General features: G+C 67.0%; 7 protein-coding genes and 4 pseudogenes. 2 read left to right on the plus strand and 9 right to left on the minus strand.

Going from position 1 to position 18,866, the window contains the following annotated elements:
- Positions 1-25: 25 nt before the first annotated feature.
- Positions 26-253 (plus strand): annotated as a pseudogene (locus A9973_RS11350) (transposase); the annotation flags it as partial.
- 107 nt (positions 254-360) lie between these two features.
- Here A9973_RS11350 and A9973_RS11355 read toward each other — a convergent pair.
- Positions 361-1,302: a LysR family transcriptional regulator gene (locus A9973_RS11355; protein WP_183013885.1), complete on the minus strand. Its 942-nt coding sequence runs from the start codon at positions 1,300-1,302 to the stop codon at positions 361-363.
- 140 nt (positions 1,303-1,442) lie between these two features.
- On the opposite strand from A9973_RS11355, the gene A9973_RS11360 reads away from it, so the two are divergent.
- Positions 1,443-2,669, plus strand: coding sequence for an FAD-dependent monooxygenase (locus A9973_RS11360; protein WP_183013886.1), 1,227 nt, complete (start codon positions 1,443-1,445; stop codon positions 2,667-2,669).
- A 33-nt stretch (positions 2,670-2,702) separates the two neighbouring features.
- On the opposite strand, the pseudogene A9973_RS11365 reads toward A9973_RS11360, so the two are convergent.
- From A9973_RS11365 to A9973_RS11400, 8 genes and pseudogenes are all read right to left on the minus strand, one after another.
- Positions 2,703-2,900, minus strand: a pseudogene (locus A9973_RS11365) (chromate resistance protein ChrB domain-containing protein); the annotation flags it as partial.
- A pseudogene (locus tag A9973_RS11370) lies at positions 2,873-3,088 on the minus strand (chromate transporter); the annotation flags it as partial. The pseudogenes A9973_RS11365 and A9973_RS11370, both read right to left, overlap by 28 nt.
- A gap of 163 nt (positions 3,089-3,251) precedes the next feature.
- Positions 3,252-3,647, minus strand: coding sequence for a hypothetical protein (locus A9973_RS11375; RefSeq protein WP_183013887.1), 396 nt, complete (start codon positions 3,645-3,647; stop codon positions 3,252-3,254).
- 25 nt (positions 3,648-3,672) lie between these two features.
- Positions 3,673-4,236, minus strand: coding sequence for a hypothetical protein (locus A9973_RS11380; RefSeq protein ID WP_183013888.1), 564 nt, complete (start codon positions 4,234-4,236; stop codon positions 3,673-3,675).
- Positions 4,237-4,357: 121 nt separating this feature from the next.
- Positions 4,358-4,516 carry an autotransporter outer membrane beta-barrel domain-containing protein gene (locus tag A9973_RS11385; protein WP_370539484.1) on the minus strand — a complete coding sequence of 53 codons (159 nt, stop codon included), beginning with the start codon at positions 4,514-4,516 and terminating at the stop codon, positions 4,358-4,360.
- Positions 4,517-4,620: 104 nt separating this feature from the next.
- Positions 4,621-4,965 (minus strand): annotated as a pseudogene (locus A9973_RS11390) (carotenoid oxygenase family protein); the annotation flags it as partial.
- Between the two features lie 386 nt (positions 4,966-5,351).
- Positions 5,352-6,029, minus strand: coding sequence for an RNA polymerase sigma factor (locus A9973_RS11395; protein ID WP_183013890.1), 678 nt, complete (start codon positions 6,027-6,029; stop codon positions 5,352-5,354).
- A 106-nt stretch (positions 6,030-6,135) separates the two neighbouring features.
- Positions 6,136-18,825 carry a filamentous haemagglutinin family protein gene (locus A9973_RS11400; protein ID WP_183013891.1) on the minus strand — a complete coding sequence of 4,230 codons (12,690 nt, stop codon included), beginning with the start codon at positions 18,823-18,825 and terminating at the stop codon, positions 6,136-6,138.
- Positions 18,826-18,866 lie beyond the last annotated feature (41 nt).

The raw sequence follows: 18,866 nt of genomic DNA on the forward strand, positions 1-18,866 counted from the left end.
GAGTCTCCCCAAGTCGGAGATTCCCTTGAAGAAAAGCAGATTTACAGAGAGCCAGATCGTTGCGGTGTTGAAGGAAGGCGAAGCCGGCGTGCCGGTCGCCGAACTGTGTCGCAAACACGGCATCAGCAACGCCGCGTATTACCTATGGAAGAGCAAATGCTCAGGTGTGCAGGTGTCCGAGTTGCAGCGGCTGCGCGAGCTAGAGGCTGAGAACGCCAAGCTCACACGCATATTTGCAGACTTGGCGCTGGATCCGGCCACGGAGCCCAATCGCTGTTGGGCGTTGGACTTCATGCATGACGCGCGCTACTGCGGACGACGTTTCCGGACGCACTTTGAGCCCGGTGCACCACTTCGATCCTAGACCGCCCCACGGGGTCTGGGGTCCATGGGAGGGCACGCCAATCCAGCCAACCGTACCTGAATCAATTCCAGCAGCGCCCGAACACGCGCAGTCACGGAATGGCGATGGCTGTATGCCCCCAGCAATTGCAGGGGTGCGGGACACAGGTCCAGTGGTACCTCCTGCAATCGGCCCGTAGCAAGGTCTTCCTGGCAGGGATAGGCCGCCACAATCGCGAAGCCGATGCCTTGGCGTGCGCCTGCCACGGCCAACTCTCCGCTGTTGACGCGGTAGCGGCTGCGTACCGGCACCTTGACGATTTCGCCTGCGGCGCCTTGAAACTGCCAGGGCTGGCCCTTCAGCGCACTGAGGGTAGTGATACAGGGCAGAGACTTCAGCTCGCGAACGTGGCGTGGCATGCCGGTCCTGGCCAGCAAGGCGGGGGCAGCAACCACGATGCTGGGCAGCGTGGCGAGTTCGCGGGTGATGAAGGCACTGTCCTCCTGATGGCCCCGGTGGAAGACGATGGAAAGGTCAACGTCCTCTCGAAGCACTTCCAGTCCGGTCATCCGGGTATCGCATTCCAGCTCGATGCCTGGATGGAGGCTGCAGAATTCGGCGAGGATGGGAGCCAGCAGCCTTGGCGCTTCGCCGGGCATGCACATTTTCAGAGGACCACGCAGTTCGTGCTGTACCGCACCAAGCTCTTCCTGCGTGGAGAGCAGCGTGTCGAGCAAGGGCTTGGCGCGTTCGTAGAGCAGTCGACCGGCTTCAGTCATACGCAGATGGCGGGTGCTTCGTTCCAGCAGGCGTGTCCCGAGTTGGCGTTCCAGTGCGGCAACGTGGCGGCTGACGTTGGATGAGGGGATAGCCAAAAGACGCGATGCGCCAGCAAAGCTCTGCTCGTCAACAACGGCTGTGTAGACGCGGACGGTATTCAGATCGAGTGCATCGCGCATTAATTATCCCGCCTGAGGTATGAAAACGTCCCATTTTTGCATGCTAGTTCTCGTTTATGGCGAAATCTAAGATGCCATTTTGTTCAATGCGAGGGCGGTGAGCCCGGCATCGAGCACCGTATGGACAGGGGAGATTCAGCGTGGAAATTGGAATACTTGGCGGCGGCATCGCGGGCCTGAGCGTGGCATTGGCGTTGCGCAAGCAGGGTTACAACCCTCGGGTCTATGAGCGCCGAGCGGAGCCGGCAACCATGGGGGCCGGCGTGACGCTTTGGCCCAATGCCAGCTTTGTGCTCGAAGAACTTGGGCTGTTGCAAGACATCGACGCCATTGGCGGTCGACCGCTGACCATGCGCCGCCAGGATGCTGTGGGCAATGCACTGGGAGGCCTCGATATTGCCTTGCTGGACCGGACGATGGGATACCCGACCTACACGGTGCTACGCCGGCACTTGCAGGAGGTGTTACTAGATCATGTGGTCCGGGCCAGGATACCGGTGGAGTTCGGACACCGGGCGGTGGGTATAGAGCTGGATGCCAATGGCAGGGCTGTGGCCCATTTCGAGAACGATGCGAGCATCCGCCCGGATCTGCTTATTGGCGCCGACGGCCGCATGGATTCGGTGGCTCGCAAGTTTGTCGCGGGTGACAACACACCTGTCTATCAGGGCTTCGTGAACTGGATTGGTGTAGCGCAGGGGCAGCATGCGCTGATGGACGATATTTCGATTCAGGATTTCTGGGGGGCAGGCGAGCGCTTTGGTTGCGTCGCGATCCGACCCCAACTGGTGTATTGGGCTGCAGCCCAGGCTCGGCCCCTATCTGAAGCCATACCGACCGCAGATATACGCAAGGAGGTCGAAGATCTGTTCGCTGGATGGCCCGAACCGGTCGCGCATATTATCCGTGCCACGCCCGCAGATGCCATCCGGCTGATTGCGGTGCATGACCTGGAGCCGCTGCATACGTGGAGTCGGGCGAATGTACTGCTCGTTGGAGATGCCGCACACGCGCCGTTGCCGACGTCGGGGCAAGGGGCCTGCCAGGCGTTGGAGGATGCGTGGCATTTGGTCCGGTGCCTGGATGGCGCAAGCGGCAGCCTAGATGAGGCTTTTCGGGCGTTCACGAAGATCCGCAGCCCCAAAACTGCAAAGCTGGCGGAGCAAGGTCGGGGCTTCGCTCGCGGGCTATTCGCCACCGATCCTGAAACCTGTCGCATGCGCAACGAGCGGGCCAAAGCCTCCGATCCTTGGCGTGACGTGCAGGTATTGGCCGCCGGGTGGGGACAGGGCCTGCCAATGCCAAGCTGCAGCGACAGCACGCCAGCGCAAGAGGGGGGCTTCGGCAGCCTGTACCGTATTGAATGACGTGCGCTTGATGCGCTTCCCGGAGATCGCGCCTTATGCCGTCGGCATCACCGGTGGCCATCGATGCGTTTCTCCTTGGCACGACTGACACCAGGCATACAGGGCGTCGTACATGACCATGCCATGGCCGAGCATGACGGGGTCGTCGGTGTAAAGGTGCGACAAGCCCAGCGACAGTGCGTACAGTCCGCCTGACTGCGGGGTCAGGTCCAGGCGCGACGTGTCGGCGCCGTGCCAGTAACGATCATCGGCTCGGACAGCTTTTTGAATCGCAGCAGCAACAGCACCGCTGCTATTGCCAACATCGATGTCGGCACATCGACGATCGTGCGTCGGGCGATAACAATGACCGCGCCCACGATGGCGCCGATCGCCGCAGCCGTCACGCCATCAACGAATGCGAGAATGCCGGGCAGCTTGTCCATAGGGAGCAGAATACGAAGGCGTTGCGACCTCTGCAATCATGTGGAGATCACTACAACCGCGTTTTCAAGGCTTCCCCGAATGGGGATGACTGGATGGCTTGGCATCCGCGGCTAGTGATGACGCCGCAAACCACAACCGCCCGCTCCACACCCCCTATTAATCGGGGCTCAAACTGACGCTGCCGCAGTTGGTTCCCCTGGCTTCAAACGAATCCACCAGTCTGGCTCTATTGATGGCGATGCGCACTTCGCATCCCGCCGAATGCTGTACGTCTCCCCAGGTCTCGGTATGGACGATCTGCCCATTCCGAGGGCCCGTCGAGGCGCCAAGCGCTTCGCGCGTGGTGTAGGAGGTATCGTAGTTATACACGAGCACCACCAAGTCCTTATCGGGCATGCCGCCGATTTGCCTGGGCACGCCGAAATGATCGATGACTTCCGCGACAGGGCGATTCTTCCAGGCACTGTTGGCCATGGCGGCAGGCAGACTGGGAAAACCAGCGCATCCGCTAAGCGCGATGGCCATCGTTCCGAGTGCGAGCGTCCTGATCATTGCACGTTCTCCATCCGTAGCGCTTTCATTGCTTGGCCATTCTGTCAAATGCCTCATCGATTTTCTTCAGGACTTCCGCCTTGACCTGTACGCGCCCCAGGGCGTTGAAGCTTGCCTGGGATTCATTGATCATCTGGGGTATCGACATCCTGCCCATCGGGCGCATGCTGTTTGACGCGCGCTCGCTCGGTTTGCAAACAAAGACCCTGCTCTGCGCCAACCAGCCGCTGGGCTTCTCCTGCCATGCATGGGAAACCTTCACGGCGGTCCAGCTGACGGTGAGCCCATGAAAGTCCTGAGCATCCTTGATACGCACCCGGTTCCTGGCGCAGTCCACCTCCACATCGTAGGAGGTCAACGTCGCCTTTCCGGCGTTCTCGTATACCTGGTACACGCCAAGCGACTGGACTCCGCCCGAGCGCTCGAAGATGTGCGCGGGGTCGCCATCGGCGACGAATAGTTCGTTCGCCGAAAGCTTGCCCTGATGATGGATGATCCAGAAATCGCCATTAAGGACATTGTCCGCTTGGGCAGATAACGGGCCACATAGCAGCAAGGCGGGCAGCAGATATCTAAAAGAAGAATGCATGGCAGGGTTGATCCTTGTGCCGTTATGACAGTCACACGAATCACGCGTACCGTTCATGTGCACTGTCACGGAGAGATGCCAGATATTAATGTAGGCTGCGCGCTACTCGACGATTCTTTAATCACCAGGTCCACCGCATTCCGACGCCGCCCGCCCACGGCATCTCGATCTTGCTTCCCTTGGCGTAGCGCAGGTCCGCATAGAACTGCAGGTTCTTCGTCGCCTGGGCCGATACGCCTGCGCCGAACTCGGCGCGCGTGCCCGACATGTCGTTATTGATATGGTTGTCGTTGCGAGGGCAGTGCCGTTCGCTTTCGGCCGGGTGTCGCTGTAATAGTGGCGATGCGCCGTCCGCCTATCACGTCTGCCCAGAGAAATTCATGATCAAGAAGGGCATGGTGACCAAGAAGTCCCGGGCAGCCACGCCCCATGGAACCCTGCCGGAATCCGCCGGGGCAATCGCACTGTCGCCAACGGCCCCGCATCCAGATCACGCCCGTCCAGCACGACCACGTCGCTGGTGTCGCTGGCCTGGCGATACACGCACGCGAGCACCCAGCCGTCGTCCTCGTCCCGCGCCGCCGGCCGCGGCACGAATACCGGTTCGCTGTTCTGGTCGCCCGGTGGCACGCGATACTGCTGGGTTGTGCCGTTTTCCATGTCGTAGCGCACCACGCCGCGCATTTCCACGTTGGTAGGCTGCTGAACCGCATACGTCCAGCTCGGGCGGCAGCTCGCCGTCCACGCGCAGACGCAATTTGGGATACTTGCATACGTATGCAAATCAGGATAAACCCTAGTTCAAGCTGCCGCCCGACCGGCAGGCCAGCCACGCGCTGCTGGCGGTGGTGAACCAGGTGGCCAAGGCAGGACCGCCTGAGGACCGCGCCGATCAACTTCCCAACCTGGAAGACTGCGCGGATTCATGGCCGCAGTATCTTGCCTTTGGTGCGCAGACGCCGGACGCGCTAGGCCTGTCGGTGTCCGGGGTGGGCCATGCGTCGGGGGCTTGCCTGGGAACGCACGCCACCGTGCCATTCAAGGCGCTGACGCCCTGCCTGAAGCCAGACGGGCAGGTTTATCTTCAAGATTGAACAGGGTGCAGGGCTACGGCCTCACCGGGCCTGCGCCGCCGCTTTCTCGCAGTGTCGCAACGCCTGGCGCAGCGCGGTATCCACCGACCGCAACGACATGCCCAGCCATTCAGCGGCATCGCCTCGGCTGCGCCCCTCCACCCGCAGCGCGATCAGCACGGCGCGCTGCCGACGGGGCAATCCCTCCATGATCTGCGCCAACGCCATCAGGGCCGACCTGCCCTCCGCCACGGTCTGCGGGCCGGGACTCTCGTCGATCGGCTCGGGCAATCCCGCGTCCGGATCATCCAGCGACAACCATGACGCTTGCGCGCGCAGGCGGTCGATCGCCAGGTGACAGGCCATGCGGAACACGTAGGCATCCGCCTGCCGCACCTCTCCGGCCACCGGCCGCGCCAGTCGAAGCCAAGTATCGTGCAGGCATTCGCGCGCCAGGTCGGCGCAGCCGAATCGTCGCGCAAGCCGGCCATGCAGCGCTGCGTAGCTGCCGCTCAGGTGCGCGCGCAAGCGCGCCGCAGTGTCACCGCCAGCAACTAGGTCGGCAAGCGTGGGGCGGGCCGCCGGCGTTTCGTCATGCCACGCCACCTGCGGGGCTGACCACGCCGGGGGACGCGGCGCGCGCCACGCTTCGCCCTCGCACCAGGGCGGTGGCAAAGCGGGTGCCGGCCGCCGGCTTACGGTCGATATCGGATTCATCATTCAGGTATGTCCGGTAACGGCCATCCGGCGAAAATCGACGCCGGACCGCAATGGATGGATGGTGTGCGGGCAGGCCGAGGCATCTGCCCCGGCCTGCCCGTTGCCGCTACAGCCGGCCCAGATTGCTTTGCTCGCGATCCGTCAATTGCTGCTGCGCCTGCGCGGGCAGCTCGCCCAGCCCCAAGACCCGCACGGCACTGCCGGGGTCATAGGATGCCGACGGCGACGGCGGCTTGGGCGGCGGCGCGTCCCCGCCGCTGCCCGCCGGCAATGGCTCGGTGCCGAAGCCAAGGATCTGCACGTTGAAGACGGACGGCTGATTCTGCCGCGCCGCCGACCGCTCGCGCTGCATGACATCCTGCGCCGCGGAGGAAGCCGTCGTCGCCGCCGCGCTGGCGCTGGTCAACGCATTGGTGTTGACCGACACCGCAATCGGAATGCCCTTGCTGTCGCCCTGCACCTGGATATTGGCCGCGTTCACCACATGCAGCGCCGCCACGTTGACGTTGCCCGACACGCGGATGCCGGCCTCGCCCGCGTCGATGGTGCCCAAGGGCGCGATCAGATCCACGTCGCCCGCCGGCACCTCGGGAATCGGCGCCAGCGTGCCGATTCCCGCGCCGGTGGAAGGCACGGTAGGCGACAGCACCACATTCCCATAGGCGTCGTACACGCGCCGCGGCGGCGTGTACAGCACCGTCGTCTTGGCGCCGCGGCCCGCGTTGATGTCGCCTTCGGCCGACCAAGCCTGGATGTGCCCGCCGAACGTGGTCATGATGCGGCTTTGGCCCAGCAGCAGGCTGCCTTGCGCATACAGCTGGATATTGCCCTGCCCTTGCGTCACCACGCCTGCGCTGGCCGGTGGCGCCACGCCTTCAACGCCCAGCACCTGCTGGCCGCCCGGCGTCAGCAGCTGGATGTCGCCGCCGAAATTGCTGCGCAGGCCCGCGCCGCCATACATCGTGAAGCTGCCCTCATAACGCAAAGGCGTGCCGGCGGAGTCGGCATCGGGGAACAGAGCCGCGATGGCGCGGCGCCCGCGCAGGTAGCTGCCAAAGCGCGGGCCGCCGCCGTCGTTGTACTCGCGTCCCCCTTCTTTCAGTTCGGCGAAAAACAACTGGCGTGCATAGATGCCGAGCTCGGCCGGCGCCAGCGCCGCCAGCGCGGCCCCTGCGCCCGCTTCGCCGCCTTGATAGCCGTGGTGCTTGCGCAGCCAGTTGACCAGATAGGCGCCGCTATTCTGTTCAAAGTCGGTTGCCAAATCCCGCCGGGCCTGGCCGGCGTCGGCATCGCGCAACGCCTGCTGGCGCATCAGTTCGGCAGGCGCCCCGCCATCATCGCCCGTGTAGCCGAATTCGGCCGCAAGCCAACCGCGCAACGTCAGTTCACCGCCGTAGGCCAGCGCCACCTTGTCCGGATTCGCGCCCAACGCCTCCCCCGCCCGCAGCCCACGCGAGTCATCGAGATACCGCGCAAGGAAGCCCGCATAATCCGGACCCGCCGTGCCGACGCCAGCCAGCACGGCCAGGTCAGCGCCGGGCCGGGTGTCGCCGCGCACGATGGCGCCCAGGCTGCGCACGCTGGCCACATCGTCCTGGCGCAGTTGGCGTGCCGCCTGCATCAACAACGTGCCCGGGCCAGCGACCTGCGCGTTGGCGTAGACGATATCGCGACCGGCTTCGATCAGCGACAGATCGCGCGCGTTGTTGTGCACGGCGGTGATGTCCAGTCCCAGGATGTCGCGGCCGGCCCGAACCGATACCGGCATGGCGGCTTCGTACCAGGTGTCTATGCTGCGAACGACCGAACCCGACATGTCGACGACCGAACCACTCTTGAGGCCCACCACGTCGCCGGCGGCCGCATAAAAGCGGACGACGGCGTCATCCCCCGCATGCAACGCACGGTCCAACGGCGTACCGGGTCCGAACGTGAACAGCGGCTTCGCGTACGCAGCGCCCCCTTGCACCACCCCTTCCCTGCTGGTGTTGGTGAGGAGGGAATTGGCGTTGAGATCGGTGGTGAACGCGCTGAAAGCCGGACGCAAGGGCGTGGGCAATGGCGCGTCGGCGGACGACATCGACACGGTGTACGCGTTTTGCGCCAAGATGGACCTGCCCGCCAGCATTTCAAGCTGGCCGTTCGCCGACGGCGCCAGCAGCAGCACCGGGTTGGCCTGGTCCGCGGCATTGGAGGCAAGCATGATGTTGCCGTTGGCCGCCACGGCGCGCAGGATCGACGGATAGACGTAATAGCTGCGGCCCGACGGGCCGATATGCGTATATTCCGGGTTCAGTTCGTCACCGGAAAACCGGCTGTTGCTGACGGTCATCGGCGTCAGGTTACCGCCCGCCGAAAACAGATTGATGGCCGTGGTCGGCGTCCACAACGTAAACCAGCCATTGCCGCCGCCGGTCGCGGGCTGCGCGTCGCCGCTGCGCTGGTATGGGCTGGAGTTGACCTGCGTGACACGCCCCGGGTCGCTGACGCCGCCCAGCACCAGGTCCGAGCGCGTGTCGATCCACGCCACCGCGTCGCCCAACACCAGCCTCGGGCCGCCCATAGGCCGGGCTGACGCCACGGCAAAAGGGTCCTTGGCGCGCAGGCCAGCGCCGTCGCCGTAACGCAGTTCCATGCCGCCCAACTGGCCGGCCGACACGGCCAGACTGCCACGCAAGTTGACCAGCACGCCGTTCAAGTCCAGATGATCGGTGCCGCCGGTATACGGTCCCCTCGCATCCAGCTGGGTAGCGTTCAATGCCGGATTGAGGCTGCCGCCGATTCGCAGGTCGAGGTCGCCGCCACCCGTCAGCACGACGTTGCCATCGACCACCCGGCCGGTGCTGCCGACCGCGGCAGTCAAGCCTTGCGAGCGCGGTTCCACGCCGTTGACGTACCGGGCCGCGTCGCCACGCGCATCGCGAATGCCGGCATCGCGCCCCGCAGCGATGCTGAGGTTGCCGCCGCCCAGCGTGCCGAAGCCGGTAAAGCCGACCAGCCTGGGCTCCCGGTTGCCGCCGCCTATGGCACCCTCGACCGCGTAGGTGCCGAAGTTGATCCACCAACTGGGCGCGATGTCGGCCACGCCCGGTGTGCCGATGCTGCCCTGGCGCCAGAGCCAGGCGCCGGTCATCGTGCTGGCATAACGAGCGCGGGCGGAGGCATAGTCGAACACCATGCCGTTGTCGGCGTTCGAACCCAGCGCATCGCCATAGATGTCACGCCCGGCCTGCACGGTCAGATTGCCGCCTTGCTCGGGGTACCAGGCCTGATAGGCCGCCAGGGCGGCGTCATACTTGCCGTCCATCTGAATCAATCCCAAGGGGCCGGTATTGATATCGTAGCCGCGCGGCAGGTTGAAGCGCGCGTCGGCCGCGCCAAGCGACGACTGCGTGCCGGCGGTGTAGACGCCGTACAGCGAGGCCATGCCCACGTCGCGGCCGGCCAGCAGCGACAGGTCGCCGGCGCCGGTGCGCAATACGCTGAACGCTGGCGAGCCAAAGCCATACTTGTACTCGCGGGTGACGATCGTTTCCGACGTTCCGCCGCCGGCGCAGTTGCTCGCGTCGGCGCAAAATTCCTCCGGCGTCACGCCCAGCTCGATGGCGAGTTGCTCAACCGGTTTGCCGACCCAGCTCAAATCGCCCCACCAGTTCAGCGACCCCGTCTCGGACACTGTACGCGGCGCGGGCGTGCAATAGGCGCCCCAACCGCACACCTCCTCCCAATCGAAGCCCCATCCCTCGGCCAGTTCCTTGACGGGCTTGCCGACCAGCGTGGAATCCCCGAACAGTTCATCGGCGCCGGCCTGCGTCAGCACCATGACGCCAACAAAGATCGTCTTGGTGGTTTCGGTTGCTCGCCCCGACTGGCCGTAGTGGGTATCGGCCAGCACCAGATCGCCCTTGCTCAACACGTTGCGGGCGCGCACATCAGCAGAATCCAGGTCAGCGCCGGCCACGGCAGTCAGGCTCCAGGCGCTGGCGCCCGGGGCCAACATGGGCGCCAGCGCCCAGTTGCGGCCTTGTTTGCCGTCAGGGCCTTTGGGCCTCAGATCCACCGGTTTGCCGTCTTGCAGCACCACCTTGGTCTGGGACGGTATCAACGCCCCCTGCGCCAACACGATCTGCCTGCTGGCCACCAGCTCGGCCGGTAGCGCCACGCCCTTGGGCCACGTGAATGCGCGCATGGTGGCGTTGCTGCGCAGGACAAAGCCGGCGCCCAACTGCGCACCGGGGTCGAGTTTGACTTCGCCAGGCAATACCGTGCCGGCCCGCAGCAGGGTGCCGCCGGCCGTCGTCACATCGCCAGTCAGCACCAGGCCGCCCGGCAGCGACAGGGGCGCGTTCAGCGTCATGGCCACCGGCAGCACCGTGCCCACCGGCAGCGTCGCGGGGCTGGCGGGCAAGTCGTAGTTCAGCGCGCGGCCGGCCGGGAACGAGGAACCCGCTTCCAGCTTGACGCCGCCGATGGGCACCACCAGATCGCCGCCGTAAGGCGTCACGGCCTGCAAGCCGTAGCGCCCCTCCACCAACTGCCAGCCCGACGCATCGTCAGGCGAATCCGGCGGGGGTGCGAAGCCGTCGTTGATGCTGCCGTAGACGTTCAGGTTGCCGCCGGCGCGCAGCACCAGCACGCCTGGCTCGCCAAAGCCGCGCCGCGCGGGCGTCATGCGGTCTGTGCCCGGCCCATAGCGGTAATTGGACAGATCGATATCGCCGACCACGCTCAGGTCTCCGTCCGACGTGGCGCTGACTACCTCCACGCCGGGACGCAAATGGTAATTGCCGAGGCCGGACAGGCGGCCCGCCAGCGCGGGATTGCCCAGCGCCGCGGTCATGAAGGATTGGCTCTGCAGATCGATGCCGTCCAGATAGCCCTGCGTAACCTGCTGGGGAAGCTTACCGGTGACGTCGGGCGCGTCGGCCAGCGGCGCGTCGTTGTAGCGGCGGAAGGCGTTCACGGCGATCGTCTTCGCGCCCAGGATGGCGGGGCTGCCCGCCACCACCACGGCCACGTCGCGGGCGCCGTCGCCCGAGCCCGCAATGGCGCCCTGCTCCGCGCCGCCACCGAGGCGGCGCGCGTTCAGGTCCAGCGTGCCGCGGGCGACGCCGTCGTGGTTCTGCGCCCCGGTGCCGGCGCGCAGGTCGACGCCTGCGCCGGCGCCCAGCGTCAGCGTGCCTTCGCGGGACGTCAGGTCGACGATGGCGCGGTTGGCGCTGTCGATGATCTTGCCGTAGCTGTCCACGCGCAGGCCGGTGCCATGAGCATCCAGCATGCCGTTGATGACCAGGTCGCGCATGGCTGCCAGGCGGATGCTGCCTACCTGCGAGCCGCTGGCGTCGATGCGGCCATTGACGGTCAGGCTGCCGCCGTCCGCCACCAGTTCCACATGCCTGGCCCGCAGCTCGTCACCGACCACCACGTCGCCACGCTTGATCTGGAAACGCCGGGCGCCGAAGACCCCCCCTTCGGTCAGGCGCGCGTTCAAGTCGGCAAAGTCGGCCAGGGTCTGCGCCCGCAGTACGGCTTCAGCACCTTCATACGGCACCCGCGTGCCGCCCGCGTCGTACACGCCGGAGGCCGTGCCGCGGAACGCGCCGCCCAGGTCCACTCGGCCGGCATCCGCGCCCAGCGCGATCGCCTGAATGCGGCCCGCACGGTTGTGCTGCGCCGACACGTCGATAAGCCCGCCTCGCGCCTGTGTGATGTTGCCCGCCATGCTTTGCAATTCCACATCGCCGCCCCAACTGAAGCGCGACACGTCAAGCAAGCGGACCTCGCGGCCGGACACGTCGATCCGGGAATCCGCGCCCAGCACGATGTCGCCATCGGCCTTGATCGAGAGCTTGCCTGACGGCAGCGCTACCGTCGTATCCAGGACGACGCTGCGGCCCGCCAGGCTCAGGCTGGCGCCCAGCGCGTCGCGCGCCGCGGGGGACGCGCCCGAACCGGAAATGTTCAACGCGCCGCCAGCCTTGATCGCCATCGCCGAACCCGCTTCGCCGGTCAGGAGCGGCGTGCGGATGAGCAGGTCGCCGCCGCGATAGCGCCAACCGTCTTCGGCGGTGTAGCCGTCTTGCCCGTGATACACGGACAGGCCGCCGCGGGCCCGGCCCGAGATCATCTGCGCGGCGTCCAGCGACACGGAGGCAAAGCCCAGCATCAGGCGTTCGGCGGGCACCAGCACGTTTGGCAACTGGAAGGGGGAGGACTCCAGCCGGATCACGTCAGCCACGATGTTCAGGCCGCCGCTCCCCAGGCTGTCCAACATCGCGCCCCCCGGGGCCTGAGGTTTGCTGGCGCCAGCTCCACTCGCGCCGCTGCGATCGGCGGCAACCGAACCCGCCCAGACGAATTCGGCGGCAGCGATGGTGGCGGTATCGCCTGCCGCGCCGTAACCGTAGATGGCCGGCGCGCCCAGCACCAGGCGCTGCAGCGACCGGCCGCCGGCGCCGCGCGCGTCCAGCGATACCGAGCCGTACACGTTGACGGATTCGCCAGCGTTCAGGATCAGGCTTTCAAGCGCCGGGGCTTCCAGCGCCGTGTTCCCGCGCAGCAAATTGCCCAGCACGTCCTGGTTCAGCACCATGCCCGGCGGCAGGCGGCCTGCCGCACCGGCCTGGGCCAGCGCCTCGGCACTGCCCATGTTGACGGCCGAGACGCTCAGCGCCAGGTTGCGCGTGCCGTATTGCACCGTGTCGCGCCAGGTGAACGCACCATTGGTGGACGCGCCGATGGAACCTTCCGACAACAAGCGGGCCATCCCCGCGCAGTCCGCGATACACCCCCCCACGTCCACTGCCGTGCCCGCGCCGCTCGACGGCGGCAACAGGTTTACCAGGCCGTTCGATACGGCCAGCGTGGCACCGGTGATCGACTGGTAATAGAGCCCGGTGCGCGCATCCTGTGCCACGTCGCCGCGGCCAAGCGTGGACAGCGTCGCGCCTTGCTCGACCACGATGCCGCGCCCGCCATCGACCGCATACAGGAAAATTTCTGGCGCCCGCAACACTGCGCCACTGCGCACCACCACCTCCTGGGCATCGCCACCCACGTTGCGTGCGCCAGTTTCATAGGTTCCCGCCACGCCCGCCACGCCGCCGATGAACATCGCCCCCGGGGACAGCGCGTTCAGATCCGTGGCGTAAAGGGCCGCGGCCTTCGGGGGCAGGATGGGCGCCTGTCCCGGCGCCAGGATCTCAATCCCGCTGACCGGTCCCGTCACCGCCAGCCGGCCCGCATAGGCGCCGCTGCCTTGGGGGACGTCGAACCGCGCCGCCCCCTTGAACGACAGCGCCGGACTGCCTTCCCGGCCGGCGCCTTCCGCCAGGCTCAGGTGCAACGTCCGGGCATCCGTGGTCAACATCCCTCGCTGGGTACCTTTGCGCGCCGCGTCCGCAAGCACGAAGGCGTTGTAGGTCGTCTCGTTGTATTGCGCATGGCGCCGCACCACGTCGGCCGGCGTGATCAAGAGTCGAGTGGACAGCGTCGCGACCTGACCGGTCAAGGCCGTGCCCAACCGGCCGCTGCCTACCCACGAACCGCCGCGCGTGCGCGCGGCCACGGACGCCTCATTGATGCCCTGCGCGCCCAGCTCGACGCGGAACGCACCGGGCAGCAGCGCGTAGGTCGATGGCAGCAAGGTATAAGTGCCGGGGGGCAGGCCCGGCACGCCGGCTTCGATCGTCACCTGCCGCCCCACGGCGGGACTGCCGGCGCCCGCGTCGGGGGCGACCGGCGCCTGGCTGCCCCCAAAGCCCGGCACGATGGCGTAGACCGCATTGCCAGAACGGCTGAATCCGAATCCCGGATTGGCGTCGGCCATGGCGTAGCGCAGCACGTCGACCGAACCGCCCCGACCGCGCACGAAGGTGCCGCCCGTCAATTCGCCGCCGCCGGACAGGTCCAGCACAGCGCCCTCGGCCACCTCGATCACCTTGCCCTGGATGTTGATCTTGCGGCTCAGGAAGCCGTCAGAGCGGGTCGCGTCCAGCTCCACCTCCTTGCCGGCATACAGGTACTTCACGCCATCCACCGTGCCGCCATACGGCATGACCAACCCGTCGCCGCTGATGGACGTCAGGCTGCCCGGCAGGAACCGGACGGTGCTCGGGGTTTCAGATTTGCTTTCGAACGTAATGCCGCCCAAGGGGGCGCGCAGCACCCCGCCCTGCTCGATCAGCGGCGCAGCCAGCGTGATGGCGCCGAACGCGGAATACGGCGTGGCCGGCGTGTCGCCCGCGGCGCGCCGAAGCGTCAGAACGGCATCGGGGTTGTATTTGGCAATTTCTCCCTGCGGCCCCAGGACTGTGTATTCGCCCATGGCGATGATGCCGCCAGACCGGGTGACCGGGTAGATCTGCGCGGCGGTCAACGTCAACCGATTGGGCGCGGCCAGCTTGTTGTTCAAGCCCCGGTCGCCGAATCCCGCGGCGCCCAGGCGCACGTCGCCCTGCACGTCCAACTGCACGTCGTCGAAGCTGATCAGGTTCCTGCTGCCCCGCACATCCAGCAGGCCGGCCGACACGTCCAGCCGGTGAGCTGCGTTGAAATACTTCAACGGGGCGGAAACCAACTGCAGGAAAAAATCGGCGCCTTCCAGCGGCTTGTAGCGCGCCTGATTGAGCAATACGTAGGGCGCGGCCAGGCTCACCTTGCTGGCGGCAGGCGCAGCGTCGACCAGCGACAGCGCCCCCGACAGCCGCAAGCTCTGGCGCATGGCCAGCGCGACGCTGCCGTCGGCGCGCAGGTCGGCATTCACCGCCAGGTTGTCAAAGCCCCCGGCCTCGATGCGGTCCACGCCCAGGCGCCCGTAGCCGTAGGCCAGCGCCGGGGTGGATTCACCCGGCCGCAGGTCCGCGGCCAGCATGCTGTCGCCCTGGTGCTGCGCCAGCACCAGTTGCCGCTCCCGTTGCACCGCCGCTTCTGGCGAAAGATTGCGCTGATAGAACGCGCCGCCGAACGAAATGCCCAGGGTGCCGCCAGCCGCGCGATCCGATCCCGCCGCCGCGCGCATCGCGCCGTCCAGATGCAGGCTATTGGCCGAAGACAACACGATGGCGCCGCCGTCAGAACTCACGATCGTGGCGCCGCGACCCGACAGGTCCAACACAGCCTGCGCGCCCGACGCGTCCAGCAGCGAGCCCGGCCGCAGGATGAGGTGCCGGTCGATGGGACGGCTGGTGGTATCGGCATCGGCCTCCCAGTCGAGCTTGCCGCCAATCTCGATCGCGCCCCCTGCCTGCACGAGTCCGTAGCGCTGTCCCTTGGCATCCACGGCGACATGGCTGCGCCCGGCCACGTCCAGCACGGCCTGTTCGCCGATCCAGACTGATCGGGAATTGGCTTTGGGCACATAGGGCTGCTCGCCGATGCGCGGCTCCTGAATCGAAATGCGCCCGCCCCAGGCGTCGAGCCGGCCCAGCACGGTGATCTGGTCAGCGCCCTTGATCTGAATGGAGCGGCCTGGGTCGACGCTGATCCGCGCGCCTTCGCCCACGACGATCGGCCCGCCTTGCGCGGCCCGGTCCGAGTACAGCGCCAGGTCGGCGCCGACGCGTTGCGTCAACACGCCGCGCAACGGGTCTTCCATGTACAGCGGCGGCGTCCACAGCGACAGGACGTCGCCGGGTTGGGCGCGAGACCCGGGGGCCTGCGCGATGCCGCCCTCTAACCGCAGCACTGGCATGGCGACGTCGATTTGCGCGCCATCTGCCACGGCCAGCCCCTGGTAGCCATTGATCTCGTACTGGCCGAAACCGGTGCGGAACAAGGACGTATCCAGCCGCAACGCCTCGGCATCCAGCGGGCCGGACGGACCGCCCAGCACGAGGCGCCCGCCGCTGGCGACGGACAACGTGCCGCCGCCCGTCACGCCGTAGCCGCGTACCTCTCCGTCAAACGCCAGCAGGCCACCGCCGGACGGAACGCTGCTCGGCGCATGGGCGGCCAACGTCAGGCTGCCCCCCTTGCCGCCCTGCAGTTTGCCATCGGCCATCACCGATGCCCCGGCAGACACGTCCAACACGCTGCCCGCGTCCACGATCACGTCGCCCGTACCCCGTAGCGCCACACGGCCGCCGTCGCGTACGGGAAGTCCCGCCAGGCTCTCGGCGTCGCGCAGCAAGTTGGCCCAGACGCCGCGCGCATCCAGCACCACGCCGGAGGCGACATGCAGGCGCGCAAGCTGCTTGGGCTGCGGCGCCAGCGCCGCATCCTCGAGCCGCGGGGCCAGGAAGCTGGGTTGCAGCAACACGTTGCCAGCCTGGATCAGGCCGCCGCGACTGACCAGGTTGGCCCTGATGTCCACGTCGGGCGCGAAGAGCGTGATCTCGCCGCCATCGGCACTACGCAAGGCCGAGTCGACCGTGATGGACCGGCCGGCGGCGATGCGCACCCGGCCCAGCGAAAAACCATTGAGCCGGTCCACGTCCAGGAACAGCTTGCCCTGGTTCTCCTGCGGCAAGGCGGCGGCAAGTTCCAGCCCGTCGGCCAAGCGCTCCCTGCCCGTGCCCAGAGTCACCTCGGCCACGGTGTCACCGGTGGCGCCCAGCTGGTAATGCACAAGCTTGGTGGCCGGGTCGTAATAGCGCAGGTCGTTGCCCACCACCAGCGCGCCACGGCGCGCCACGGCGCGCTGGGACTGGCGGTAGCCGTCCAACCCGGCCTGCGGCGCGCGGTCCTGGCGCACGCCCTGGTAGGTATCGCTGACCAGGTCCCCTTCCAGCACGGCGCTACGGGTCGAGATCACCAGCGCCCCCGCGTCGCGTCCCACCGTGTAGCCGTCCTCGTCGCGCGTGCGCGGCGCCAGCAGCGCGTTGTAGAAGCGGCGCGTGGCCTTTTCGCCCCAACGCTCGGAACGCTGTTCGTAGCCGCGGTAGATCCCGGTGAACAGCATATCGGCCGGCGCCCGGTCGGCCGAGTAGAGGCGGCCGTCCTGGCCGCGCAGCCAGGTTTGCCGCAACGTACCGGACTGCACGTCCAGCGTGCCGCCCGACAGGTTGATGGTCGAGCCGGCCTGCGTCACCACTTCGGCGCCTTCGAAGCGGACCTGGCCGCCCTGCGCCAGCCAATGGCTCGCCGGCACCGCCAGCGTTCCCAGATAGCCGCCCACTTCCAGCAAGCCGCCGCCGCTGTACCAGCGGTCGCCCTCGTAGCCGCCAGCGCCGCTGGCCACCTGGATCAGCGTGCGCCGGTCCAGCCACACGTCGGAATTATTGAGGCGGGCGTCGTCGCGGTTCAGCGGTGAATCGCGCTGTTCGTTGCCCTGCAGATTGATTTTGATGTTGTTCGATTCCATCGAGACCGCCACGCCGACCGCGCCGGCCACGTCGATCTGCGCACCCTCGCGCACAAGCGCGCGCGCGCCCGCCTTGACCGCGACCTGGCCGCCAGTCGCAAGCGTCAGCGAAGCACCCTGGAAGTCAACCGTGCCGCCGCTATCGACCTGCACCAGCGACAGCTCGCGCCGGTTGGGGTCGGCAAGCGCCAACGCGGCGGTCGGGTTGACGCTGGGCAGCATCAGGTTGTCGCGCTGGCCGTCCAGCGCGGCTGCGTTATCCGCATCCACCAGGATGGCGGTGATTGCTCCGGGGCGCAGCGTCACGGCGGCATCGACGCCCGCGCCGTTCAGGTGGATGGTGCCGCGCGAATCCACCGACGTAGTGGACGCCAGCACACCGGCCTGTTCGACGGTGCGCGCTGCCAAGGTGATGTCGCCCTGCGGCGACAGGATCAGGCCGCGATGGCTCACCACGCCGCTGCCCGTGGGTACGATTTCGTTGCCGCGCGTTGTCGACGCGGCGTTACCCTCGGTGCCTTGGCCGCGCTTGATCACGAAGCTGTCGCCCGCCGCCAGCGCTGCCTGCCCCTTGGCCGTCACGATGGAACCCGCGTTGTCGACTTCACGGCCCAGCAACAGCACATAGCCGCCAGACTGCGTCACGGTCGCGGGGCGGTTGGTCTCGATGGCCGCGCCGGGCCGCAATTCCACCTTGCCCAGCGCATCCGTGAAGGTGGGCGTCTTGTCGTCCGGCCCGTACAGGCCGTTGTTCTCGAACTGCGCATCGGTAATCCGCGCCGCCGCCGCCACCAGATTGCGCGCGTTCACCTGCGACGAGCCGTCGAAGATCACCCCGTTGCGGTTGACCACCATGACCGTACCGCCGGCTTTGATCTGCCCTTGAATCACCGAAGGCCGCGCTCCGGGATCATTGACGCGGTTAAGCACCGCCCAGGTCGGCTCCTGCTGGAATTCCACCGTGGTGCGTGAGCCCACGTTGAACGTCTCCCAGTTCAGAACCGCCTTCGTGCCGGTCTGCTCGATGGCGACCCTGGCGCGCCCGTCCTGCAGCGTCTGCACGGGCGCCTTGGCGTTGCGCCACCCGGCCGTCAACGGATTGGCGTCCACCTTCAACCCGCCCTCGGCCAAGCCGTCCGGCACGGGTGCGCCCGATGCCAATGCTGCGTCGCGCGCGGCGCGCTGCGCCGCCTGCTGCGCGGTGATCGCCGCCGCGGTCCGGCCCAAATTACCGACCGACCGCTGCAACTGGTCGCGCGCCGCCTGCGACTGCCGCGCGCCGGTAAGCGAGGTCACCGGCGCACCATTGGGCAACCGGCCCGTGGCGGCTGCCTGCGCCTGCGTCGCGCTCTTGGCCGCAAACCAGCCGCCGCTGAACGCCTGCTGCGCCGATGCTGGCGCAGCGACACCCCCCGACACCAGCAGCACCGCCAGTGCCGCTGGCAGCGGCTTGAGCCGGCCTGCCCGCGAGCCGACCGCAGCAAGGCGGGTCATAGGGAGTTTGCGGAGACGCGATGTCATAGCGGGCAATCCTG

This window comes from Achromobacter sp. UMC46 (genome assembly GCF_014170335.1).
Taxonomy (GTDB): domain Bacteria; phylum Pseudomonadota; class Gammaproteobacteria; order Burkholderiales; family Burkholderiaceae_B; genus Achromobacter.